This is a genomic window from Gordonia terrae (genome assembly GCF_001698225.1).
GTDB classification, from domain to species: domain Bacteria; phylum Actinomycetota; class Actinomycetes; order Mycobacteriales; family Mycobacteriaceae; genus Gordonia; species Gordonia terrae.
The window spans coordinates 1515747-1538814 of record NZ_CP016594.1 but is presented as its reverse complement, the minus strand read 5'-3'; the positions used below and the strand labels follow the sequence as shown (position 1 = coordinate 1538814).

Below are 23068 nucleotides of genomic sequence, written 5' to 3'. Positions count from 1 at the left end.
TGCAATGCGTGGCAGGACCCTTTGTAACGCCCGCCCTCCGCTGGTTGAGCCGGCCCCGAGCGGAGCGAGCCCCTCCTCCGCTGGTTGAGCCGGCCCCGAGCGGAGCGAGGCGCCGAGTCGAAACCACCTGGTGACCCGGGGAACTCAGGCGTCGCCAACCCGGCCGGCCCCATATTGCAACGCCCGGAACCCGTTTCGACCACGACGACGTCGTCTGCTGAGATCGGGAAAAGGTTGTCGGTGGTCGGGTTTACATTGGTCTGTAGCGGATCACCCAGCTCGGGGTGGGTGACGAAACAGGCGTCGGGGGGCGTTGTGAGGATGTGGACCGATCTACCGGGCGAGTTCGTCGCCGGGGTCGATCCTGGCCTCGCGGCCGAGACCGACATGGTGTTGTTGATGGCCGGCCTCGACGCCACCCGACGCGGAGAGTCCTATCTCGCTTGGCATCGATATCAGACGATCGCGGCGATGACCGACCGGCTCGTCACCACCAGCGCGCAGGGGTTCGTGATGGACGGCCACGCCGACTGCGCCGCCCGGATCGCCCGCCAAGCCGCGGTGTCACGACGGCAGGCCGAAATCTTGATCGACGAGGCAATCGCCCTGCGTGACCGGCTTCCCGACACCGCGGATACCCTGCGTGACGGGATCCTGTCGCAGTGGCAGATCCGGCTGATCCTCTCCCGCACCGAGCTGATCCCCGCCGACGACCCCATCATCCCCGCCCTCGACGCCGAGATCGCCGATACTCTGCGCCGCCGCAGCGGTGTGTGGGATCGGGCGCGGTTGCGGGACATGGTCGACCGCCTCGTGTTCCGCCACGATCCGGATGCGGTACGCCAACGCCGCAAAGACGCGATGGACCAACGTGGGGTGTGGACCCACGAACTGCCCGACGGCACCGCCGAACTCACCGCCGTCATGTCGGCAGAGAACGTGCGGATCTCGGCAAAAGCCGTCCGCGTCCTCGCTGATGCGGTATGCAAACGAGACGGGCGCAAGCGCGGGCACCGCCAGTCCGATGCGATGTTCGCGCTGTTGACCCGCACGGCATTCGAGTGCCAGTGCGCCGACGACGAGCCCTGCACCGCGGACATCCCGGACCCGCAGAGTGTCCTCGACGCGGTGCGCGCCGAGATAGTGATTCATGTGGTGACCGATGCCGCGACCCTGGCTGGTGCGCCGGGGGTGGGGTTCCTCGATGAGCACGGCATAATCTCCGATGAGCATGTGCGTGACCTCGCGGCCCGCCCGGACGCCACGCTGTCCCCGGTCACCCCGGCCCGCACCCAACCGACCTATGTGGCCCGCAGCAGCGACGATGCGCAGCGGCGGACCGCCGGGCGCCCGGCACCAGACGAGACACCGCAGTCCGACAGCGAAAACTATCCCACCGCAGCGCAATTCGACGACTCGACCGATGCCACCACCGCATCGGTCGCAGTGGTGTATCCGGCAACCCATCCCGGCAACGGGTACCGGCCGACCACGTCGTGCGCCGATTTCGTGCGGGTGCGGGACGGCTATTGCACCGAACCCGGCTGCACCCGTTCAGCGTTCGCCTGCGATCTCGACCACGTCTCCGAATACGACCACACCGACCCTGCCCGGGGTGGGGCGACGTCGAGCGAGAACCTCAACGCCAAGTGCCGCCCCAGTCACCTCCTCAAGACCCACGGTGACTGGGTGGACGTGCAATACCGCGACGACGACGGCCGCCTGGTCACCGAATACGAGACCCCCGAAGGGGTCACCCTGCCCGGGGATGCCGAAACCCTCGAAGACACCTTCCCCAACCTGCGGCGAATCCGTTTCGAACAGGCCGCTCAAGCCCCACCCACCTCACACATCATCGCCTCCGCCGACAACTCGGAGCGCACCACCAGCCGACTGGACGCCAAACTGGCCCGCCGGCGACAAGAGCGCGCCCGGAACAAACGAGCCCGCGAAGAACTCGACCGCCTCGACCCACCACCCTTCTGACGATCTCATCCCTCGCGGGACGGCCAGCGAAGCTGGATCGGGCCAGTGCAGTCCTCGTGTGCGGCAGGTGGTTTCGACACGCTCGTCGCTACGCTCCTCGCTGCTCAACCAGCAGTGGGGGCGCTCAATGGACAGGGGAGGTTGCGGGACTAGATCTGGCCGAATCGGCGGAGCGCCTCTTCACGCTCGGCCTTGTGATCGACCATCGGCTCGGGATAGTCGTCGGCGTCGATGTCGCCCACCCACCGGCGGACATACTCGCCGTCGGGGTCGAACTTCTTGGCCTGGGCCTCGGGGTTGAACACCCGGAAGTATGGTGCCGCATCGGTTCCCGTGCCCGCAGCCCACTGCCAACCGTGGTTGTTCGACGCCATGTCACCGTCGATGAGTTGATCGAGGAACCATTCCGCTCCCCACCACCACGGCAGGTGCAGATCCTTGACGAGGAAGGACGCGGTGACCATGCGCACCCGGTTGTGCATATAGCCGGTCTCGGCCAGCTGACGCATCCCGGCGTCGACGAGCGGGAAGCCGGTACGCCCGGCCTTCCAGGCGTCGAACCGCTCGTAGGCCTTCTCGTCGGTATCCAGATCGATGCCGTCGAACTGGCGATTCCAGTTGTGCCACAAGCTGTGTGGCCAGTGATAGAGCACATCGGCATAGAAGTCACGGAACGCGAGCTCGCGGAGATAGGCTTGCGCTCCCCCCGACCTGCCCAGATCCGCGGCGAGCGTGCGGGGATGGATGTTGCCGTATTTGAGGTACGCCGACATCCGGCTGGTGCTGTCCCCGGCGGGATCGTTGCGGCCGGAGTCGTAGTCGGCGAGATCGCCGTCGACGAATTCGGCCCAGCGCTCCGTGGCCGCATCCTCGCCCGCGGGGATGGAGAGCGTCGTCGGCGCGGCAGGGACCCGGATGCGTCCGGCCTTCGTCAGATCCGATGGGTCGACGATCTTCTTCGCCGGCACCGACGAGTCGGCGGGTGCGCGCCACCCGTGGTCACGCCACCGCTTCGAGTACGGCGTGAACACCTTGTACGGCGAACCGTCGTCTTTGGTCACCCGACCGGGCGAGACGAGGTACGGCGACCCGGTCGCCACGAGTTCGACGTCGCCGAGCGCGTCGGCGACGGCCTCGTCGCGTCGTCGGCCGAACGGCGCGAAGTCCTCGGAGACGTGGACCCGTTCGGCGTCGACCGCCCGGGCCAGCTTCGGGATCTCGTCCTCGGGGCGTCCCCGGACGACGAGCAGCTTGCCGTCAAGTTTGTCGTCGATCTCGCGCAGCGAGTCGAACAGGAAGGCCAGGCGCCGCTCACCCGAGGACTTCTCCAGTCGCGGGTCCAGCACAAAGCACACGAGGACCGACGAATCGGTCCCCGAGGCGGCCGCGGCGAGCGGCGGGAGGTCGCTCAGGCGCAGATCACGCCTGAGCCAGACCAGTGAGGTCGCGGACGTCAGCCCACTCCGAGCAGGTCGATGACGAACACGAGCGTCCGTCCCGAGAGACGGTGGCCCGCACCGGCTGAGCCGTAGGCGAGCTCGGGCGGAACGGTCAGCTGACGGCGTCCGCCGACCTTCATGCCGGGGATGCCCTCCTGCCAGCCCGGGATCAACCGGTCCAGCGGGAAGTTGGCCGACTGGCCGCGGTCCCACGACGAATCGAATTCTTCGCCCGTCTCGTAGTCGACCCCGACATAGTGAACGTCGACGATGCCGCCGCGGGCGGCTTCGGCACCCTCGCCGACGATGAGGTCGGAGATGGTCAGGTCGGCCGGCGGGGGTCCCGCCTGGAACTCGACCGTGGGCTTCTCGGTGCTGGTCACTGGACTCTCCTTTGAGTCGGGTGTGCGGCGGTCAGACGTGTCCGGCGAGAGCGGTCGCTCAGCGATCGCCCATCTGGACGTAGTCGCGTTCGGTGTAGCCGGTGTAGAGCTGACGCGGACGGCCGATCTTGGTGGTCGGGTCCTCGTGCATCTCGCGCCAGTGGGCGATCCATCCCGGCAGGCGTCCCAGCGCGAACAGCACGGTGAACATGCGGGTGGGGAAGCCCATTGCACGGTAGATGACACCGGTGTAGAAATCCACGTTCGGGTACAGCTTGCGCTCGATGAAGTAGTCGTCGTTGAGCGCGACCTCTTCGAGACCCTTCGCGATGTCGAGCAGATCATCCTGCACGCCAAGCGATTCCAGGATCGTATCGGCGGTCTTCTTCACGATCGCGGCGCGCGGATCGTAATTCTTGTAGACGCGGTGACCGAAGCCCATGAGCTTGACGCCGGCTTCCTTGTTCTTCACCCGCTTCATGAAGTCCTTGGTGTCGCCACCGTCGGCGCGGATGTCGTCGAGCATCTCGAGCACGGCCTGGTTGGCGCCGCCGTGCAGCGGACCCCAGAGTGCGTTGATGCCGCCGGAGATCGAGGTGAACAGGTTGGCCTGCGACGAGCCGACGAGGCGGACCGTCGAGGTCGAACAGTTCTGCTCGTGGTCGGCATGCAGGATGAACAGCATGTCGAGCGCCTTGGCAACCTCGGGGTTGACCTCGTAGGGCTCCGCGGGGAAGCCGAAGGTCATCCGCAGGAAGTTCTCGACCAGGCTCAGCGAGTTGTCCGGGTAGAGGAACGGCTGACCCGCCGACTTCTTGTACGCGTAGGCCGCGATGGTCGGCAGCTTCGCGAGGAGGCGGATGGTCGACAGCTCGACCTGCTCGTCGTCCTTGGGGTCGAGCGAGTCCTGGTAGTAGGCCGACAGCGCGTTGACCGCACTCGACAGCACCGGCATCGGGTGCGCGTTGCGGGGGAAGCCGTCGAAGAAGCGCTTGAGATCCTCGTGGAGGAGCGTGTGGCGCTGGATCTTGGTGGTGAAGTCCTCCAGCTGCGCCGGAGTCGGGAGCTCGCCGTAGATGAGCAGGTAGCTCACCTCGATGAAGGTCGACTTCTCGGCCAGCTGATCGATCGGGATCCCGCGGTAGCGCAGGATGCCGGCGTCACCGTCGATGTAGGTGATGGCCGACTTGGTCGACGCGGTGTTCACGAAGCCACCGTCGAAGGTGGTCAGATTGGTCTCGGCCAGGAATTTGCCGAGCGCGACCGAGTCGGTGCCCTCGGTGGCCTTCAGGATCGGGAGCTCCAGCTGTCCACCGGGGTAGGTGAAGGTCGCTGAGGCCGTGTCGGACGCCTGGTCGGCTGGGACTGTTTCAGCAGACACACGAACCCCTTATTCAGATCAGAGATTTTTACAGTGTCCGGGTAGGACACACAGGTACAACCTAGTCGCTTCTCAGCTCGCCCGCCCACGGAGGGTCGGCCCCGGGCCTCGACACCGTCACCGCAGCCACGTGAGCTGCGAATTCGGCCGCTTCTCGCCACTCTTCGACGGTCAGTGAACGCACCGCGTCCGGGGAGAGCCGACCGTGCCGGTCCAGGTGGTGGACAAGGCCCCCGAGGACGCTGTCCCCCGCGCCGATCGTGTCGACGACGTCGACGGACGGCGCCGGCGCGGTCACCTCACCGACCGCTGTACGAACGGTGATACCCGATGCCCCGGCTGTGGTGACAACCGCTGCCACTCCGTCACCCAGCCAGTCCGCCGCCGAACTGCCCGCCGGCCCGTCGCTGAGCCAGGCCGCGTCCTCGTCGGAGAGTTTGACCAGGTCCACCGACGACATCCAGCTGCGGAAACGGCGTCGGTAGCCGTCGGGGTCGTCGATGACCGCGGGCCGGATGTTCGGGTCCAGCACCACGACTCGACCCTCGGCGCGGCAGTGACGCATCAGGTTCTCGTACACCGTGGCACCGGGTTCGAGCACGAGCGACAGGGTCCCGAACGTCATCGCCGCGACGGTGGGCGGCAGCGCGCCCGGATCGGTGACCGCCCGGTCTGCGGTCCCCTCCACGTAGAAGGAATAGTGTGCCGATCCGTCGTCGGCGATGGTCGCCAGAGCCAGCGAAGTGGGCTCGTCGCGACGTTGGACCAGCGTGGTTCCCACCCCGGCAGCGCGGAGCGCGTCGACGATCGCATCGCCATAGGTGTCGGTGGACACCGCCGAAAGCAACGACACTGCACTCCCCAACCGCCCCAAGGTGATTGCGACATTGAATGGACCGCCGCCCAGGGCGGGCTGCAGGGGCGCCAGGCCTCCTCGGTTCGCCTCGTGACGACTTCCGCCCTGCTGCACGACATCGACCAGCGACTCGCCGCAGACGACGATCTCTCTCACGGTCTCTCCTCGCATTCGCATGGGCCACCGGGCACGGCACCTCCACCGAGTCTGCCACCGCAACGCGGGCGCACGTCTGGACTTCGCGGGGTGGGACACCATGTCGCCCGAGGTAGATTCGATTCATGCACGAGCTGCCGGCGGGCCCCGACGCGGTGGTCCTCGACTTCTCGGCCGACGACGCTCCGTCGGCCGCGGTGCTCGCCGCGACCAGGGCGTTGCGCGCCGCGATCGATCGCGGCGAGCTCGCCGAGGTGACCGATCTCGTGCCCAGCGCGCACACCCTCCTGGTCCAGGCGAATCCGGATCGCGGTGTGGACGAACTCGGTGTCCGCCGCGCGCTGCGACACCGCGGAACCGACGCCGAGCACGACAACGACGAGCGTGTTTCCGACGAGATCGTCATCCCGGTCGAGTACGACGGCGCAGACCTCGCGGATGTGGCTGCGGCACTGGACATGACGAGCGACGAGGTCGTCGAGGTGCACTGCCGCACCCGATGGCGCGTCCAGTTCATGGGTTTCGCACCGGGTTTCGGCTATCTTGTCGCCGACGACGAGGCATCGCACCCGTTCGACACGGTGGGTCGACGCCGGGAAGCACGCACCAACGTTCCGGAGGGGTCGGTCGCGATCGCCGCCGGGTACAGCGCGGTGTACCCGAAGTCGAGCCCCGGCGGCTGGCAGTTGCTGGGCCGCACCGATGTTCGCCTGTGGGACGCGCACGCCGATCCCCCCGCCCTGTTCACCGCGGGCCGGATGGTCCGCTTCGTCGACGCCGGGCGCGGACAAAGATGACCTCGCTGACCGTTCTCGCGACGGGGCCTCTGGCGACCGTCCAGGATGCCGGGCGGCCGGGGTACGCACACCTCGGCGTCCCGCGGTCGGGGGCTGCGGATCGTGCGGCCCACGCTCTGGCCAATCGTCTTGTGGGCAACGCGGAGTCGGCGGCGGTGGTCGAGACGACGCTGGGCGGGTTGCGGATTCGCGCCGATTCCGACGTACTGGTCGCGGCGACCGGGGCGGACACCGTGGTGCGTCGCAACGGGATCCCCGCGGGGCTCGCCGCGGCTCTCGTGCTTCGTGCCGGTGACGAGCTGTCGCTCGACGCACCCACCTGGGGGTTGCGCAACTACGTCGCCGTGCGGGGCGGTATCGACGTCGAACCGGTGTTGGGCTCGCGGTCGACCGACACCCTCTCCGGACTCGGGCCGCCTCCACTCGACACCGGCGCGCTGTTGCCCCTGGGTCACGCCGCCGGTGACTGGCCGACCACGTGGTCCGCCCCCGCCGACAACGAGCACCCGCAGGTCGTCGTTCTGGACTGCCACACCGGCCCCCGTGCCGACCATCTCGCTGCACCGGCCGACGTGTGCGTCGGATCCTGGGTGGTCGGAACCGACAGCAATCGCGTGGGCGTGCGGGTCGACCGCGCCGAGGGCTCGGGGCTTCCCCTCCTCACGCATCGTGACGGCGCCGCGGAGCTCCGTTCCGAGGGCATCGCCCACGGGTCGATCCAGGTCCCGCCGAGTGGCCGTCCGGTCATCTTTCTCGCCGATCACCCGGTCACCGGCGGCTATCCGGTGGCGGCGGTCCTCACCGCCGAGGCGGTGGATCTCGCCGCGCAGGTCGCTCCCGGATCGGAGATCCGATTCCGGCAACGCTGATCGGAGATCCGATTCCGGCAGCGCTGAGCGGAGAATCGACGTTTCGGAATCGCCGACCGCGGGAAGCCATAGACCAGCGTCCCGATAGGAGGTACGAGCGTGAGTGATCCGTCTGTGAACGACCTGTCGACCGTGCAGCTCGTCGAACGTCTGCAGCAGCAGACGACGACCCTGGTGAAGACCGAGCTGCAGCACGCGGTCGCGGAGATGAAGGGCAAGGGCACCCGGATCGGGGTGGGCGCCGGCATCTCCGGTGCGGGCACCTTGCTGGTGCTGTTCGGCCTCGGCACTCTTGTCGCGGCAGCCGTGTTGGGGCTGGCGAACGCGGTACCGGCGTGGCTGGCTGCGGTGATCGTGGGGGTGATCCTGTTGGTCATCGGCGGGGCCGCCGCCGCGATCGGAGCCAAACGGGCCAAGTCCGCGGTGCCGCCGGCCCCGGAGCGCACCGTCGAGAGTGTCCAGCGCGACGTGGCGACTGTGAAGGAGCACCTGTAGATGAGTGAGACACCCGAGAACAACACTACGGCCGACACCCCGCCCCCGGTGGAGCAGCAACGCCAGGAACTGGCCGAGACCGTCGACGCGCTGGCCGCCAAGCTGGATGTCCCGGCGCGGGTGAACGACGCGGCGTCGAGGACGGCGCACACCGCGCAGGTGAAGGCCCAGGAGAACTCGACCGTGCTGATCGGCGCGGCGGTGGCCGCCGTGCTGGCCGTCGGCACCATCGTCATCGTCCGTCGTCGACGCCGCTGACCTCCGACCACGATCCGCCCGGGGTCCACTACCGAATGAGCGAGGAATTCGCATGAGTGCCGTATCGAAGGCGATGTACAAACCGATGTCCTTGGCGACCAGCGTGCTCGGCGGTATCGCCGCGGGCGCGGTGTTCGGTCAGATCTGGAAACGGATCTCCGACGACGAGTCGGCACCCGATCCGAAGGACCTCGAGCGCTCGAACACCGAGGTCCTGGTGGCTGCCGCGTTGCAGGGTCTCGTCTTCGGACTCGTCAAGGCCGCGGTCGACCGGGCCGGCGCACGTGGCTACCGGGCCGTGACCCACGAGAATCCCGAGTGACCGACAGTTGACACCGGGGTGAGACGAACCTAGGGTTTCGTCTCATGACCGAGGTTATGGACGCTGCGACGGAGGCCTGTCCCGTTCACACCGACGACACGGCGTCGGCACACGACTACGAGCCTCTCGGTCCGGATTCGCTGACCTGGCAGATCTGGGGCACCTGGACGGGGATGTTCCAAGGCCTGTGGGCCGGGTCGATCCAGAACATGCACCCCAAACTGGGCGCCGCGGTGTGGGACCACTCGGACTTCTTCGGCGAGCGATGGCAGCGTCTGATGCGGTCGCTGTATCCCATCAGCGGGGTGGTCTTCGATTCCGTCGTGCCCGGCGCGCAGACCGGGCTGGAGGTACGCGACTACCACCGGACCGTCAAGGGGACGATGGACGACGGGTCCCGCTACCACGCGCTGGATCCCGATGTCTTCTACTGGGCCCACGCCACGTTCTGGTACGGCAACGTCCGGCTGTGCGAGCGATTCGGCCCCTTCCTGACCGAGGACCAGAAACGCCAACTGTTCGAGGAGTCGAAGGCCTGGTACGCCCAGTACGGCGTGTCGATGCGTCCCGTGCCGGACACCTACGAGGACTTCCTGGAGTACTGGGACTACATGTGCCGCAACGTGCTCCGCGATCACGTCTCGGTTCGCACGGTCCTCGACATCACCCAGTTGCCGCCGCCGCCCTTCCTCGGCTTCATCCCGACGTGGCTGTGGGACCGGTACCTGGTGCCGCAGAACCAGAAGCTGTTCATGTGGCTGACCACCGGGTTCTACGACGAGCCGGTTCGCGAGATCCTCGGCCTCGAGTGGACCGACACGGACGAGCGACGATTCCGGTTGCTGGGCAAGGGCATCAACCTCGTGATGCACAAGCTCCTACCCAAGCGGGTGCTGCGCCATCCGCGGCCGCGCGACGCATGGGACCGCGTCACCGGAAGAGTCGCCGCGGACGCACCGATCGTGCACACGCCCACGCGGAACCTGCCCCCGGAGAGCGAGCGCGACAACCCGATGCACTACTGCCCGATGAGCGCCGCACGGCGGGCCTCGTACCCGGGCGTGCTCACCGCGGACTGAGACTCACCGCACCGCCGGCTATTGCTGCCCCAGACTTCGCCGCATCGCCTGACGAACCCGTCCGGCCTCCCGGGTGGCGTGTGGATTCGGACGTCCGGCTCGCGAGCCGGCGAGCTTCGCACCGATGTGCTCGCCCACGGTGATCGGCGAATAGCGACTGCCCGCCCCGACGCACGACGGCAGCGTCGCGATCATCGCGTCGAGGTTGCCGTCGTGGAAGTAGGCAGCGGAACGACGCCGCTCCACCGTGCCGTCGACGATCGGCGGCTTCACCCGATGCAGGGTGGACGTCCACCGCTCGTTGGTCCAGCGCGCCATCAGATCGCCCAGATTGATCAGCAGCGCACCGTCAGCCGGACTCACGTCGTGCCATTCGCCGTTCCGATCCAGCACCTGTAGGCCTCGCACCTGGTCGGCCCACAGCACCGTCACGATGCCGTAATCCGTGTGCTCGCCCATGCCGGTCAGCTCGCCGTCGAGTTCGATCTCACCCGGCGGCAGGGCGTAGTTGTTCATCCGGAGCACGTCGAGGGAATGGTCGGTGAAACCCTCGAAGAAGTCGGCGGGCAGGTCGAGGGCGTCGGCAAAGATCCTGGTCAGTGTGTGGGCGACGCGGCGGGCTTCGCTGAAGTACGCCGAGACCGCCGCCTGGAAATGGTCGACGGCCGGCCAGGTGTTTGTCGCGTACTGGTCGGCGGGTAGGTCGAGTTCGGGGTATTGCGTTGCCTCGACCCCGACGTTGTAGGCCTCGAAGAAGTCGTTCATGCGTCCCGCGGACTCGACGCCCAGCGAGAGTGACAGGGATTCCGATTTCGGCGGCGCGTATCCGCGATTGATCTCCGGCGGTGTGCGGTAGGTCTTCTTCAGTTCGAGCGGAAGGGCGAAGAAGTCGTCCATGACCGCGGTGAACTCGTCGATGACCGCAGCCGGGATCTCGTGCCCGACGACCTGGATGAAGCCGACCGAACTCGCCGCGTCGTCGAACCTCGCCGCCACCACGGCCCGGTCGGCGGGATCGCCGTTGCGCGTGTACGGCGAGATGTCGATGAGCGGCACGTCGAATCCGGTGGCGGCGGCGGTCATGGCGTCCATGGTGGCACCGATCGCCGGGTCGCGCTGGTCGGCGAACCGGGCCCTCAGGTGCGCTGACCGGCGCGATAGTGCACAAACGCCGGGATCATCAGTGCGGCCACGATCGTCGCGATCACGACCGCGATGCCCCCGAACGCCGTCGCGGCGGCGACCCCGATCGAGGCGGCCGCGGCGCCGTGGGCGACGTCGGCGATCCGCGGGCCGCCGGCCACCACGACGATGAACACGCCCTGCAGTCGGCCCCGCACCTCGTCGGTCGCGGCCGCCAGCAGGATCGTCTGCCGGAACGCCGCGGACGCCATGTCGGCCGCCCCACCGATCATCAGCAGCACGACCGCGACGACGAGCATCGGCATGGCGGCGCCGTCGGCGAACGACACCGCGATCCCCGTCCCGGTGATCGCCAGACCCCAGATGATGATGCACACGATGACCGCGAGACCCTGCCGCTGCACGCGGGCGACCCAACCCGAGAAGATCCCGCCGACGACGGCTCCCGCGGCGATTGCCGTGAACAGCAAGGCGAACGCGATGCCACCGCCTTCGGGGCCACCGAAGTTCTCGTGGGCCATCTGTGGGAACAGCGCCCGCGGCATGCCGAAGATCATGGCGATGAGGTCGACGAGGAAGGATGCCAGGAGGATCTTGTGCCCGGCCAGGTACCGAAGGCCGTCGAGGACCGAGCGCAGGCCCGCGACCTTCGGCGCTGCCTCGCTCTCCGGTCGCAGGGACGGCAACATGATGACGGCGATGAGCGTCGGCACCAGGAACAGGGTGTCCACGAAGTACAGGAGCGAGTAGCCGAGAACCGGGATCAGGGAGCCGCCGACCAACGGCCCCGCGATGGCGCCCGCTTGCATCACCGTCATGTTCAGCGAGAGCGCGGCGGGCAGGTCCTTGGTGTCGAGGAGTCGAGGTAGTACCGCCGTCCGCGTGGGCTGGTTCACGGCGAAGAAGGCCTGCTGAACGCCGAAGAGCACCAACACGATCCAGACGTTCTGCCCGCCCATCGCGGCCTGTGCCCAGAACAGTGCGCTGCAGACGATGAGGCCGATGGTCGTGATGATCAGCAGGGTCCGACGGTCGACGACGTCGGCCAGGGCCCCGCCCCACAAGCCGAAGACGACGAGCGGGACCAGACCGAACACCCCGGTCAGCCCGACGTACGCCGAACTCCCCGTGACCTCATAGATCTGAGCGGGCACCGCGACGACACTCAGCTGCGCGCCGATCACGGTGACGATGTTCGCGAGCCACAGCCGCCGGAAGTAGTGATTGCGCAGCGGCGCGGTGTCGGCGAGAAGGCGGGCCATTTCCACGATGCTATGACCGCCGCCCGGGGGCGGGTCACGCAGGCCGACGACTGCCCTGTGGAGAGTGACGTCGGCGATGCCGCCGCTCTCCGCTAGGGTCGTTGTCGCCCGAGGGGCGGTCGCACCTTCGCTGGGCGCCTCGCACCACGCAGGTGGGCATGAACCTGCGCGACTTCGATCCGAAGACCCGGTTGTGGTCGACCACAATCACTTTCGTCTCACACAAGAAGCGGCAGCAGACGGCCGCGAACATCACGTCGTGGGGCGGTTACGCCCGGTGCACGATCTGGGTGAACGGCGTGCGCGTGTCCCACCACGTGTACCGGGCACCGATCTTCGCCCAGGCGCAGTGCGGCATCGCCGGATTCTACCCGAACCGTCTCGACTACCGCTGACGGGCCCCGACACTCACGGCTGCAGCCGCTCGGCACGCCAGGTGTGGTCGACGTGGGTCAGCCGAACCCGGTTGTGCAAGCGGTTCGCTCGACCCTGCCAGAACTCGACCTCGACCGGAACGATGCGGTACCCGCCCCACTCGGACGGGACCGGGACCTCGGCGCCCTCGTCGAACCCGCCGTAGGCTTCGGCGAGTTCGGCGGCCTTCTGCTCGAGTTCGACGCGACTGCCGATGGGCCGTGACTGCTCGGACGCGGCTGCCGACAGCTGCGAACCGCGGGGTCGGAGCTCCCAATACGCCTGGATCTCCAGGGCACTGACATGTTCGACCGGACCGCGGAAGTGCACCTGCCGTTCCAGGGCGATCCAGGGAAACGTCACCGAGGCATACGGGTTGGCGGCGAGGTGCCGCCCCTTGTCCGACTGATAACCGGTGAAGAAGACCACGCCGTTCGCGTCGACTCCCTTACACAGGACGGTGCGCGTGGACGGTCGGCCCTCCGCGTCGGCAGTTCCGAGGACCATCGCATTGGGCTCGGCGATGCGGGCGTCGATGGCCTCGCGCAGCCAGACTCCGAAGAGGTCCAGCCACGGCGGGTCGCCGCGCAGCCAACTCGGGTCGAGGTTCTCGCGGATGCCGTCGGCCCCGGCTGCACGGTCACCCTCGCCGATGTTGGGGGGAATCCCGCCGCCATATCCGACGCGCATGTTCGGCAGGTCGATGGGGTCGCGCGACTCGTCCAGCACCGTCCTGACGCTACTCCGACCTCGCTCGTTACTCCGGGGTACACGCGGGGCGGCGTGCTGATCTACAGTTCGTCGTGGATCGCATCCCCCGCGGATGCACGACACAGACGTCGAGTGAGGTGGGTTGCCATGGCCAACACTGTTCCCGAGGATTTCGTCGCCGGACTCGAGGGCGTGGTGGCCTTCACGACCGACATCGCCGAACCGGACAAGAACGGCGGCAATCTCCGCTATCGCGGCGTGGACATCGAAGACCTGGTCGAGAACAAGGTGACCTTCGCCGACGTGTGGGCCCTGCTGGTCGACGGCAAGTTCGGTGACGGTCTGCCGCCGGCCGAACCGTTCCCGCTGCCGATCCACACCGGCGACGTGCGGGTCGACGTCCAGGCCGCGCTGGCCATGCTCGCACCGATCTGGGGCTACCAGCCGCTCCTCGACATCGACGACGCCACCGCCCGCGACAATCTCGCCCGCGCATCGGTGATGGCACTGTCGTACGTGGCGCAGTCGGCGCGGGGCATCCATCAGCCCGCCGTCCCCCAGCACGTGATCGACGAATGCGACACCGTCACCGCACGTTTCATGACGCGGTGGAAGGGCGACCCCGATCCCCGGCACATCGCCGCGATCGACGCCTACTGGGTCAGCGCCGCCGAGCACGGGATGAATGCGTCGACCTTCACCGCGCGGGTGATCGCCTCCACCGGGGCCGACGTCGCGGCATCGCTGTCGGGCGCGATCGGCGCCATGTCCGGACCGCTGCACGGCGGCGCCCCCGCCCGCGTCCTGCCGATGATCGAAGAGGTCGAGAACACCGGCGACGCACGAGGACTCGTGAAGGGAATCCTCGACCGCAAGGAGAAGCTGATGGGCTTCGGGCACCGCGTGTACCGCGCAGAGGATCCGCGCGCCCGCGTGCTCCGCCGCACCGCACAGGAATTGGGCGTCCCTCGCTTCGAGATCGCCGCCGCACTCGAGCAGGCCGCGCTCACCGAACTGCGGGAACGACGCCCCGACCGCGCCATCGAGACCAACGTCGAGTTCTGGGCGGCGGTCATCCTCGACTTCGCCGAGGTGCCGACCCACATGATGCCCGCGATGTTCACCTGTGGCCGGACCGCCGGCTGGTGCGCGCACATCCTGGAGCAGAAGCGGCTCGGCAAGCTGGTCCGCCCGGCCGCGATCTACACCGGTCCGAGCCCCCGGCGCCCCGAAGACGTCGAGGGCTGGGGCGACGTCGTGAAGCCGGGGCTGTAGGTCCCTTCCACAGCCGCGACCAGGTTCAGGCTGGTCGGGTCGGTTGTGGACACCCGCTCGTCGGGTCGCGGCCGGCATCGTAAAGTGTTCCCAAGTCACGTGCTCACAACGACTGTCGGGGGAACGATGAGCGGGGATTTTGTCGTCAATTCAGGTGCGATGGACGGCGTCGCGGGTGCGCTCGAGGGCATGGGCTACTTCATCGAGTCCGCGTCTAGGCCAGACGTCACCGCCACCATCAACACGTCGATGCCGAACTCACCTCTCGTCGGCGCGGGTGCCGACGCCACAGCGAAACTGACGCAGGCGCAGACAGCCGTATCCGGGCAGTGGGAGACATTCGCCTCTGCCGTGCGCGCAGCGCGCACGATCGCGGTCGACGTCGACGGCGAGAACGCGACCAAGTTCCGTACCCTTTCCGCTCTCCTCGAGAACGAGCCACCCCGATGAGCGGGCACCCGCCCCTCACAAAAGTGATCATGGATTCGTGGCGGCCCTGGGAGCTGGCCGAGGCGAAGCTGACCTGCCTTGCGAATGCCATTCGAGAGAACTCCGAGGCAGCCGAACGAACGGTTGACCAGGTGCCCAACACGTCGTGGGCCGGCGGCGCCAGGTCGGCGGCCAATGCGCGGGCGAGTGACCAGAACGGGTGGGCCAAGAAGGTAGCGGCCAAGGTCGACGACCTTCAAACAGCGCTCAACAACGCCGCTGCGGCAATCGACTCGTCGAAGACCGCAGTCAACGGCGCCCTGCTCGGTGCATCCATGCAGCGCTTCCTGCTGGTCAGCGAATCCGATCCGTCGTGGAAGATGCGGTACGTCCCGAAGGAGGACGACGAGCTGACTCCTGGTCAGATCGCCGACATGGAGGGTGAGATGACCAGCTTCGTGAAGGGGAAAGCTGACGAGCTGGCCACCACAGCCTCCGATCACGCCGCTCTGATCCAGACCGCCGTCGGGAACCTGAACACCATCGCACCGCCGGCACTCACCCTCAGCGCGCAGGACGGGCGCCGCCACGGCCAGCTGGCCGCCGATGGCTGGACCGACGAAGAGGCTGCTGCGGTCGGGCGCAGCCTGAGAGCGGCGGGCCTGAGCGACGAGCAGATCGCGCGGCTGATGAACGGCGAAAAGCTGGACGACGTCCCGCGTGGTGTCCAGGAGTACCTTCACACGTTCTACGGTTCGGTCGGGTCAGACGGACTGTTCGATCTGAAGTCGAAGTTCGACGGCATGCACACACCCACCGGAGACGCCTGGTCCAAGGCCCTCGGCCAAGGCCTCCTCACCCTGTCGAACGAGAACGTCGGCGCCAATACCGGGTATCAGTACCTGCCCGGTTGGGTGCAGGACTGGGCGAGTAACCACAACTCCAATGACGGAGCGCGCATCCGAAACTTCGATGTTCCACTCGCCGGTCTCCTCGCAAACTCCGGAAACGTGTCGCCGGGAGAAAGATTCGGTACCGAGCTCATCCGTAAAGCTGCCGGAGGTGCAAGCCGGAGCGCCGACGACAGCGGTTTGATTGCACCCGAGATCAACTACGGCGGACCACGCGACGGCCACGAGACACTCACACGAACTTACGAGGATACGATCCGAACCTTTATGGACGTGGGCACCAGAAACCACGAGGCGTCGGCCGCCATCCTCACTGGTGAGTACTCCAGCGGCGAGGAACTCGCCGATTATGACCGAGACAACATGCTCGGGTACGTGCTCAAACACGACTGGGAGGATGGCGGCGACGCCGCAGGCGGTCTCATCGATTGGATTCGCGACGACGGCACGAGCGGCGACCCAGCGCAGACCGCTCTCGCCGACCGCGCTTTCACAGGACTGTTCGACTACGCAACAACCACGGACGGCGACAACAACTTTGCCGGACTGATGAACGCGAACTCGTCCGGCGATGCGGTCGGGAAGATCAACCCTCACCTGGCACAAGCGCTTCGAGAAGCGTCCCTGCCGTACTTGAATATTCTCGCCGGCGGGCATTCAGAGGTCCACGGTCACCCCGGGTTCGATCCGTCACTCGATGCAAGTGAGTTGCAGCAGCGCACCGCACGATTGTTCACTCTCATCGCGAGCGACAATACGTATGGCCAACCGACATCGGAGAATCCAGACGGCACCGGAGCGGGAGCCGATCTCTATCGCGACATCTTGGACCAGACTATCCGCAACGGCGCGTTGGCTGCCGAGGACTTTTCCTCTGATCCGGATCGAGCACGCTCTCTGTCAACGCTAAGCGCCAATCTGCGCGCCCTCGGGCAAGCCGGTCTTTACGGGGCTGAGTACGATCTCCAGATCGATGAGAATATAAGTGCTGAAGAAAAGAACGCTACCGGCTCGAAGATCAGAAACATCGTGGCATCGGCGTCAGCCGGGTTGACCGGAGTACCCCATCCTGCGGTTATTGCTGCCGGCGCAGCCGGTACGGCAGCTTCGCCGTGGCTCTTCCCTGCCGAATCAGCAGGCGACCTTGACTTCAGGCCACCGCCAGGAACTGTCGGCGGCGGATCTGCTTCAGAGGACGAACTCCATCTTGTGTATGGCGCACTCTCAGCAACGGAGGGAATCCCGGACATCGGCGGCAAGTCCGAGGCATGGTATGGCTCGGACGGCCGACTCAAACCATTGGCCCAAATCCTTAGTGAGCACAATGGCGATACCGGCGAGCTATTAGGCGCGATGGAAAGAGCATTGGGATCTGAATCCAGCCTTGTCGCTTCACTGCACGCCGGCACCAGCACCGGGGACACGGATGGTAGAAAGCATTTCGATCCAACCGATCCCGACAACTACGACAACATGATTCTGAACGGCCCCGAATAGATGAAACTCCTACTCCGGCCTCCATCGGTTCTCACTGTCATTGCGCTATGTGCAGTACTCTCCGTCATCTCTTGCTCGACATCGGTATCGCCGCAGGACAATGGACGCGGGAAGATGCCAGCCTCGACGAGTTCGAGTTCCGAGCCCAGTACTTACCGTTTCCCCACTGGGGTGGCCGGTCCCTACAACGCGGTCTGGTCTGCACCCGACCAAATCAACCTTTACAGCAGAGCAGCCGAGTTGGCGCGCGCCTATGTTGAGTCATGCCAGTTGTCGATCTTCGGCCGGCAGGCCGCTTATCCCGGTGCAGTTGCCGCCGCTCCCGCCCCGGCCGTCGACCATCGTATGAGTTGCCTCTTCGCACCCGAACAGCCGGAAGGTGATAAGCCAGCGTATTTCGGCACTCTGTACGCCACCATCCTCGAGCTGGATTCCAGCGAAAACCAAGTCTCCGCCCGCGGGTGTTACACAACCAACGGTCGCGCCGATGTGAAGACACAAGAGCCGGAGAGCGATTACCTCAACGCGACCGAATTCAGCTTCGTTGCCCAACTTCCCGGAGGCAAGACCGATCCACGGGCAGGTGTCGGTCGGGATGTAGTTGCAGGGGCGACCGCGCGTGCCCCGAATTTCGACGTTTTCTACCCGTGGAAGTTCGATGCAGTTCGACGAGGGACTCCAGCGCCGCCGGAACCGCCCTTCAGTGAGCGACCCTGCAGTCGATGGGCAGCCCGAATGCTCGATCAGATTCCGGCGTACTCCGGCCAGAGCCCTTTCGCGTCCGACGGATCCCCTGCGGAGTTGGTGCCGAAACTGTTCGGCGAAAGAGGGTTTCCGACTCTGCCTCAGTCTCCCGCATGGCCGGAATCCTGACTAGACAGCTTGCGACATTCAAGTAGACCGATGCGGATCGATTACTTCAAACTTGCAGCGTGCGCGGTGATCGTATTGCCTCTGACCGCGTGTTCGCAGCCTCAACAGGGCTTCGTCTTCAGCGGCAGCCACGACAGCTCAAATGGCAGGAGATGCTCCGGCCTCCGTGCAGACCCCCGCCACCTATCGATTCCCTCATCATCTGGTTGGCAGGATCAACGTTGTCTGGTCAAGCGAACCCGGAGTCGATCTTCATTCCCGTCCGGCCGAAGTCGTGCGCGCGACCACTGAGGCAGGGAGCATTCTCAGCGTCCCTGGTCCACGAAACTATCCTGGAGCAGAGGCCGCGGCCGAGGACGCTTTCGGCATCCCGGGCGCCTACACCTTCAGCGGAGACCGCACCAATCTGACCGCTAAGCACGGCACCCTGTTCGTTCACCTTGCGTCGCTCTCCTCTACGCGCGACTCTGTTCATGCCCTCGTTTGCGCTTACAACTTCGGGCTGATCCCTAAGCTCGACGAACCCAAGGCCGGTGGATATCTCGGCGGCTCGGCTTACGCCGTAGACGCCACCCGATCGCCTGATGCGATCGATCCGCGACAGGATGCAAACCGAGTTGCGCCGATCGACTCCGGCGACAGGGCCCCTCGTTTCGACGCGTTCGAACCGTGGCAGGTCGTATACCGCAGCGTCCGCGACGATCCGAGAATGGCGACATGCCTGTCCCGAGGAAGAGAAATCGTCCGATCACATCCCGCGTACCGCGGCCAGGTCGTGACCGAAGACACGGACTCGGTGACCGCGATTTCACCTCGGCCGGAACAGTTCCCGGTGCTTCCTCAGTCGCCCGAGTGGCCACCCCCGTGATCACATCGGATCGAGAGATAGCTGACGTGGCCGGACGCGCTCGCCACCGAAACACCAAGGAGAACACATGTCCAAGCACGAGCGCGCCTTCACCGGCGACTTCGACGAAGTCCTCCACGCAATCCACGCCTGCGTTCTCAACGGCAGCTCGTCGGCCAGTTACGAGGCGGGCAGCGACATCACGGTCGGCGACGTCCGTTGCGCAACTCTCGTCTTCGAGCGTTACAGCATGGTTGGTAACAATCGGCTGAGTCTGACCGTCACGCTGATAGGTCGCGGACGTGAGCTCAACCTGGTCGCCATCACATCCGGAGGTAGCCAGGCCGTGTTCTGGAAGCTCAATTTCTACGGCGAGGACGCGTTCCTGTCGCAGTTCGTCGGCCATCTGGACACGATCATCGGACGCCAGTCCGCCTGAGCCGCACACTCATGTGCACAGGCGCGTCTTGCACTCGTCGCGCGTACATGCAGAGGCAACCGAGCCGGAGACGGCGCTGTCACCGGGTTTGCAGGGACCGAACCCGAGGTGGCGGGGACCACTCCCTAGAATTGCCGACATGAGCGAAGCCGCCACCGCACCCGTCACCCTGCCCGCCGACCTGCTGCCGTCGGACGGCCGCTTCGGTTGCGGACCGTCGAAGGTGCGCCCCGAGCAGTTGCAGTCCCTCGTCGACACCGGTGCGTCGGTGTTCGGCACCAGCCACCGTCAGGCCCCGGTGAAGAACGTCGTGGGCTCGATCCGCGAGGGCCTGTCGAACCTGTTCTCCCTGCCCGAGGGCTACGAGGTCGTGATCTCCAACGGTGGCACCACCGCGTTCTGGGATGCCGCGGCGTTCGGCCTGATCAAGCAGCGTTCGCTGCACCTCACCTACGGCGAGTTCTCGTCGAAGTTCGCGACGGTCGCGAAGAAGGCCCCCTTCCTCGACTCCCCCGCGGTCATCTCGACCGACCCCGGCACCGCACCCGATCCGGCCGCGCTGACCGCGGACGACTTCGGCGGCGTCGACCTCATCGGCTGGGCCCACAACGAGACCTCGACGGGTGTGGCGGTTCCCGTCGTGCGTCCGGCCGGTTCCGATGACGCGCTCATCGCCATCGATGCCACCTCGGGTGCGGGCGGCCTGCCCGTGGACATCGCCGATGCCGACGTCTACTACTTCGCGCCGCAGAAGTGCTTCGCGTCCGACGGTGGACTCTGGGTCGCCCTGATGAGCCCGCGTGCGCTCGCCCGCGTCGCGGAGATCGCCGAAACCGACCGGTGGTGCCCGGAGTTCCTGTCGCTGCCGACCGCCGTCGACAACAGCAGCAAGAACCAGACCTACAACACCCCGGCTGTCGGATCGCTGCTGCTGTTCGCCAACCAGATCGAGTGGATGAACAACAACGGCGGCCTGGACTGGTGTGTCTCGCGCACCGCCGATTCCAGCTCACGCCTCTACCGGTGGGCCGAGGCCAGCCAGTTCGCGACCCCGTTCGTCACCGGGGCAGCCAACCGCAGCCAGGTCGTCGGCACCATCGACTTCGACGACGATGTGGACGCCGCGGCCGTCGCCAAAATCCTTCGCGCGCACGGGGTCGTCGACACCGAGCCGTACCGCAAGCTGGGTCGGAACCAGCTGCGCATCGGCATGTTCCCGGCCATCGAGCCCGAGGACGTCAGCAAGCTCACCGAGTGCATCGACTACATCGTCGAGCGTCTCTGACCGCCTCGTAGATCCGTCGACCACCGGCGCGCCGCACAGATCGTTGCGGCGCGCCGGTCGTGGTTCACGAACCGGTAGCCTGGTTCCCACAGACCACATCCGACGCATCGACCGCTGGCGTCGCTTGAGCCCCACGCGTGCTGAACTGCGGTTTTGCCGCGTGTCCCACAGTGAATCGGCAGATCGGTGAGTTAATGTGACCCCAATGCGTGCACCCACCGGAGGAGGAGCAGATGCGTGAGCTCCGCGTCGTCGGAGTGGAAACCGACGGCTTCCATGTCATCTGTCAAGACCCGCAATCGGGTGAGAAATTCCGGATCGCCTCCGACGAACGCCTCCGCGCCGCAGCCCGCGGCGACATCTCACGACTGGGACAGATCGAGATCGAGATGGAGAGTGCATTGCGGCCACGCGAGATCCAAGCACGAATCCGAGCGGGTGCAACCGTCGCCGAGGTGGCGGCCGCAGCAGGGGTGGGCGTCGACAAGATCGAACGCTTCGCCCACCCGGTCCTCCTCGAACGCAGCCGCGCCACCGAACTCGCCGGCGCCGCGCATCCCATCCGCCACGACGGCCCCGCCGTCGCGACGCTCGTCGAGTCGGTCACCGAGGGACTCCTCGCCTACGGCCAGAACCCGAACGACGCCGACTGGGACGCATGGAAGGGTGACGACGGCTACTGGGTGGTGCAGGTGGCCTGGAGCGTCGGACGAACCGACAACCTGGCGCACTGGCGCTACCAGCCCGGCTCGCACGGTGGCAGCGTCGACCCGCTCGACGATCTCGCCGACGAACTCACCCACCCCGAGACCATCGCTCCCCGTCGCCGGCTGACCCCGGTGGCCACCCCCGAGGTCGCCGTAGAGACGACCCCGGACGGACGCGAAGAGGTCACCATCGACGCGAACTCGATCATCGGTGCACAACGCGCGCGCCACGACCGGCGGCCGGTCGACGACGACGGCACCGTGCCGTTCGACTTCGGCTTCGACGACCAGCCCACCGATTCCGGCGACACCGCGGACACCCCGGACGAGCCCACGCCCGCACCGCCCGACGACGCCGACACGGACGACGCGCCGTCGGCTCCCGCGGCCGGACCCGAACGTCCGCGCCGGAAGAAGACGCGTAAACCTGCTGTCCCGGCGTGGGAGGATGTCCTGCTCGGCGTGCGCAGCAACGGGAACAGCTGAGTGGCCTCGGCGCGCGCGGCCACCGTCTGGTTCATCGACTCCGACGATCCGGCCTCGATCCTCCGCACCGGTCCGGCCAATGACTCTCAGCACGCCCATCAGCTGGCCTCCGCCGTCTTCGGCGACAGTGTGCTCGTCCCCCTCGTGGACACCGATCTCGCGACCGCCGCCGCAGCCCGCGACACCCACGTCTACGCCGGCTTCTACGGCCCGCTGGCCGTCGTGTCCTGCTCGCTGTTCGAGACGAAAGCACCGTCGACACTGACCCGCGCACTCGCACGGATCCGCCCCAGCGCGACGACGACCCTGCTGTACGCCGAGCCGGACACGTCCCTCGGCGTGTTCGCTCGATGGGAGTCGGGGACGCTACGCCGCTCCTTCGCGGCCGACCCCGTGACCATCCACGAGGACCACGGCCTGCCGTTCACCTTCGAGAAACCGTTCTGGGGTGGTGAACACCCGCTGAGTCATGCCGAGGGCGTGCCCACCGCGCCGATGTCGCTGCCCTTTCACCCCGCACACCTCGCCGAGGAGTCGAATCGCGCGTGGCTCGGGTTCCGCTACACCCACCCGCTCGCGGAGTCCGATCTCGACCCTTCGTCGATCACCGTCACCTGCTTCGCCCTTCACCCGGCCGAGTACGAGCCGACCGCGGCCGACTACGACAACTACCGGGCGGCAACGGCTTCGCGCACGCAGGAGCGGACGGCCCCGCCGGACGAGCATGCCCGCAAGCGAGGCCGCATCCGCGAGTACTTCGGCTTCTGA

Annotated in this window: 24 protein-coding genes; 17 read left to right on the top strand and 7 right to left on the bottom strand. The window is 66.7% G+C overall.

Translation table 11 applies throughout. From position 1 onward, the window contains the following. Positions 1–321 precede the first annotated feature (321 nt). The gene (locus BCM27_RS07005; RefSeq protein WP_004020155.1) at positions 322–1986 is read left to right on the top strand and encodes an HNH endonuclease signature motif containing protein; all 1665 of its coding nucleotides are present in this window, start codon (positions 322–324) and stop codon (positions 1984–1986) included. Between the two features lie 149 nt (positions 1987–2135). On the opposite strand, the gene BCM27_RS07000 is transcribed toward BCM27_RS07005, so the two are convergent. The 4 genes from BCM27_RS07000 to BCM27_RS06985 all read right to left on the bottom strand — a co-directional run bounded on the left by BCM27_RS07000 (position 2136) and on the right by BCM27_RS06985 (position 6201). Further along, positions 2136–3425, bottom strand: coding sequence for a cryptochrome/photolyase family protein (locus BCM27_RS07000; RefSeq protein ID WP_033205005.1), 1290 nt, complete (start codon positions 3423–3425; stop codon positions 2136–2138). 14 nt (positions 3426–3439) lie between these two features. Continuing rightward, positions 3440–3808: an FKBP-type peptidyl-prolyl cis-trans isomerase gene (locus BCM27_RS06995; RefSeq protein WP_004020157.1), complete on the bottom strand. Its 369-nt coding sequence runs from the start codon at positions 3806–3808 to the stop codon at positions 3440–3442. A 58-nt stretch (positions 3809–3866) separates the two neighbouring features. Beyond that, the gene (locus tag BCM27_RS06990; RefSeq protein WP_004020158.1) at positions 3867–5189 is read right to left on the bottom strand and encodes a citrate synthase; all 1323 of its coding nucleotides are present in this window, start codon (positions 5187–5189) and stop codon (positions 3867–3869) included. Positions 5190–5250: 61 nt separating this feature from the next. Next, positions 5251–6201 carry a carbohydrate kinase family protein gene (locus BCM27_RS06985; protein WP_004020159.1) on the bottom strand — a complete coding sequence of 317 codons (951 nt, stop codon included), beginning with the start codon at positions 6199–6201 and terminating at the stop codon, positions 5251–5253. Positions 6202–6326: 125 nt separating this feature from the next. Between BCM27_RS06985 and BCM27_RS06980 the strand changes: the two genes are divergently transcribed. The 6 genes from BCM27_RS06980 (at position 6327) to BCM27_RS06955 (ending at position 10021) form a co-directional block, all read left to right on the top strand. After that, the gene (locus tag BCM27_RS06980) at positions 6327–6998 is read left to right on the top strand and encodes a 5-oxoprolinase subunit B family protein (protein WP_004020160.1); all 672 of its coding nucleotides are present in this window, start codon (positions 6327–6329) and stop codon (positions 6996–6998) included. After that, positions 6995–7867 carry a 5-oxoprolinase subunit C family protein gene (locus BCM27_RS06975; protein ID WP_004020161.1) on the top strand — a complete coding sequence of 291 codons (873 nt, stop codon included), beginning with the start codon at positions 6995–6997 and terminating at the stop codon, positions 7865–7867. The genes BCM27_RS06980 and BCM27_RS06975 overlap by 4 nt, the downstream gene beginning before the upstream one ends. A 99-nt stretch (positions 7868–7966) precedes the next feature. After that, on the top strand, positions 7967–8362 hold the full coding sequence (locus BCM27_RS06970; protein ID WP_004020162.1) for a phage holin family protein: 396 nt from the start codon (positions 7967–7969) through the stop codon (positions 8360–8362). Then, a complete protein-coding gene (locus BCM27_RS06965; protein WP_004020163.1) occupies positions 8363–8620 on the top strand; it encodes a DUF3618 domain-containing protein in 258 nt (85 codons plus the stop codon). 52 nt (positions 8621–8672) lie between these two features. Next, positions 8673–8942: a DUF4235 domain-containing protein gene (locus BCM27_RS06960; protein ID WP_004020164.1), complete on the top strand. Its 270-nt coding sequence runs from the start codon at positions 8673–8675 to the stop codon at positions 8940–8942. Positions 8943–8986: 44 nt separating this feature from the next. Further along, positions 8987–10021 (top strand): oxygenase MpaB family protein, encoded by a 1035-nt coding sequence (locus BCM27_RS06955; RefSeq protein ID WP_004020165.1) that lies wholly within the window; start codon positions 8987–8989, stop codon positions 10019–10021. Between the two features lie 18 nt (positions 10022–10039). Here BCM27_RS06955 and BCM27_RS06950 read toward each other — a convergent pair whose 3' ends face one another. Both BCM27_RS06950 and BCM27_RS06945 read right to left on the bottom strand, forming a co-directional pair. Next, positions 10040–11113, bottom strand: a complete 1074-nt coding sequence (locus tag BCM27_RS06950; protein WP_004020166.1) for an isopenicillin N synthase family dioxygenase — start codon at positions 11111–11113, stop codon at positions 10040–10042. 44 nt (positions 11114–11157) lie between these two features. Continuing rightward, entirely contained in the window at positions 11158–12426 is a 1269-nt protein-coding gene (locus BCM27_RS06945; protein ID WP_004020167.1) for an MFS transporter, read from the bottom strand. Positions 12427–12584: 158 nt separating this feature from the next. Here BCM27_RS06945 and BCM27_RS06940 point away from each other — a divergent pair, with 158 nt between their 5' ends. After that, a complete protein-coding gene (locus BCM27_RS06940; protein ID WP_033204971.1) occupies positions 12585–12821 on the top strand; it encodes a hypothetical protein in 237 nt (78 codons plus the stop codon). Positions 12822–12834: 13 nt separating this feature from the next. Here BCM27_RS06940 and pdxH read toward each other — a convergent pair whose 3' ends face one another. Further along, positions 12835–13530 (bottom strand): pyridoxamine 5'-phosphate oxidase, encoded by a 696-nt coding sequence (pdxH, locus tag BCM27_RS06935; protein ID WP_373194782.1) that lies wholly within the window; start codon positions 13528–13530, stop codon positions 12835–12837. Positions 13531–13698: 168 nt separating this feature from the next. Between pdxH and BCM27_RS06930 the strand changes: the two genes are divergently transcribed. From BCM27_RS06930 to BCM27_RS06905, 9 genes are all read left to right on the top strand, one after another. Continuing rightward, entirely contained in the window at positions 13699–14826 is a 1128-nt protein-coding gene (locus tag BCM27_RS06930) for a citrate synthase 2 (protein WP_004020170.1), read from the top strand. A gap of 126 nt (positions 14827–14952) precedes the next feature. Further along, positions 14953–15276, top strand: coding sequence for an invasin (locus BCM27_RS25645; RefSeq protein WP_141638820.1), 324 nt, complete (start codon positions 14953–14955; stop codon positions 15274–15276). After that, complete coding sequence (locus BCM27_RS06925; RefSeq protein WP_004020173.1) at positions 15273–17663, top strand: TPR repeat domain-containing protein; 2391 nt, start codon at positions 15273–15275, stop codon at positions 17661–17663. Before BCM27_RS25645 ends, BCM27_RS06925 begins: the two co-directional genes overlap by 4 nt. 171 nt (positions 17664–17834) lie before the next feature. Continuing rightward, complete coding sequence (locus BCM27_RS25380; RefSeq protein ID WP_174316844.1) at positions 17835–18536, top strand: hypothetical protein; 702 nt, start codon at positions 17835–17837, stop codon at positions 18534–18536. Positions 18537–18702: 166 nt separating this feature from the next. Further along, entirely contained in the window at positions 18703–19404 is a 702-nt protein-coding gene (locus tag BCM27_RS25375) for a hypothetical protein (protein ID WP_004020175.1), read from the top strand. A gap of 67 nt (positions 19405–19471) precedes the next feature. Next, on the top strand, positions 19472–19822 hold the full coding sequence (locus tag BCM27_RS26050) for a DUF6054 family protein (RefSeq protein ID WP_004020176.1): 351 nt from the start codon (positions 19472–19474) through the stop codon (positions 19820–19822). Positions 19823–19961: 139 nt separating this feature from the next. Then, on the top strand, positions 19962–21107 hold the full coding sequence (gene serC, locus BCM27_RS06915) for a phosphoserine transaminase (protein WP_004020177.1): 1146 nt from the start codon (positions 19962–19964) through the stop codon (positions 21105–21107). A gap of 233 nt (positions 21108–21340) precedes the next feature. Then, positions 21341–22300, top strand: a complete 960-nt coding sequence (gene sepH, locus BCM27_RS06910; protein ID WP_004020178.1) for a septation protein SepH — start codon at positions 21341–21343, stop codon at positions 22298–22300. Continuing rightward, a complete protein-coding gene (locus tag BCM27_RS06905; protein ID WP_004020179.1) occupies positions 22301–23068 on the top strand; it encodes a DUF6928 family protein in 768 nt (255 codons plus the stop codon).

Excerpts from the sequence above, each read along its gene's own strand:
- BCM27_RS06965 (WP_004020163.1), top strand. The coding sequence starts at position 8,363 with ATGAGTGAGACACCCGAGAACAACACTACGGCCGACACCCCGCCCCCG.
- BCM27_RS26050 (WP_004020176.1), top strand. The coding sequence starts at position 19,472 with ATGTCCAAGCACGAGCGCGCCTTCACCGGCGACTTCGACGAAGTCCTC.
- BCM27_RS06945 (WP_004020167.1), bottom strand. The coding sequence starts at position 12,426 with ATGGCCCGCCTTCTCGCCGACACCGCGCCGCTGCGCAATCACTACTTC.
- BCM27_RS06975 (WP_004020161.1), top strand. The coding sequence starts at position 6,995 with ATGACCTCGCTGACCGTTCTCGCGACGGGGCCTCTGGCGACCGTCCAG.
- pdxH (WP_373194782.1), bottom strand. The coding sequence starts at position 13,530 with ATGCGCGTCGGATATGGCGGCGGGATTCCCCCCAACATCGGCGAGGGT.
- BCM27_RS06950 (WP_004020166.1), bottom strand. The coding sequence starts at position 11,113 with ATGGACGCCATGACCGCCGCCGCCACCGGATTCGACGTGCCGCTCATC.
- BCM27_RS06980 (WP_004020160.1), top strand. The coding sequence starts at position 6,327 with ATGCACGAGCTGCCGGCGGGCCCCGACGCGGTGGTCCTCGACTTCTCG.
- BCM27_RS07005 (WP_004020155.1), top strand. The coding sequence starts at position 322 with ATGTGGACCGATCTACCGGGCGAGTTCGTCGCCGGGGTCGATCCTGGC.
- BCM27_RS06940 (WP_033204971.1), top strand. The coding sequence starts at position 12,585 with ATGAACCTGCGCGACTTCGATCCGAAGACCCGGTTGTGGTCGACCACA.
- serC (WP_004020177.1), top strand. The coding sequence starts at position 19,962 with ATGAGCGAAGCCGCCACCGCACCCGTCACCCTGCCCGCCGACCTGCTG.
- BCM27_RS06930 (WP_004020170.1), top strand. The coding sequence starts at position 13,699 with ATGGCCAACACTGTTCCCGAGGATTTCGTCGCCGGACTCGAGGGCGTG.
- BCM27_RS06925 (WP_004020173.1), top strand. The coding sequence starts at position 15,273 with ATGAGCGGGCACCCGCCCCTCACAAAAGTGATCATGGATTCGTGGCGG.
- BCM27_RS06960 (WP_004020164.1), top strand. The coding sequence starts at position 8,673 with ATGAGTGCCGTATCGAAGGCGATGTACAAACCGATGTCCTTGGCGACC.
- sepH (WP_004020178.1), top strand. The coding sequence starts at position 21,341 with ATGCGTGAGCTCCGCGTCGTCGGAGTGGAAACCGACGGCTTCCATGTC.
- BCM27_RS06955 (WP_004020165.1), top strand. The coding sequence starts at position 8,987 with ATGACCGAGGTTATGGACGCTGCGACGGAGGCCTGTCCCGTTCACACC.
- BCM27_RS25645 (WP_141638820.1), top strand. The coding sequence starts at position 14,953 with ATGAGCGGGGATTTTGTCGTCAATTCAGGTGCGATGGACGGCGTCGCG.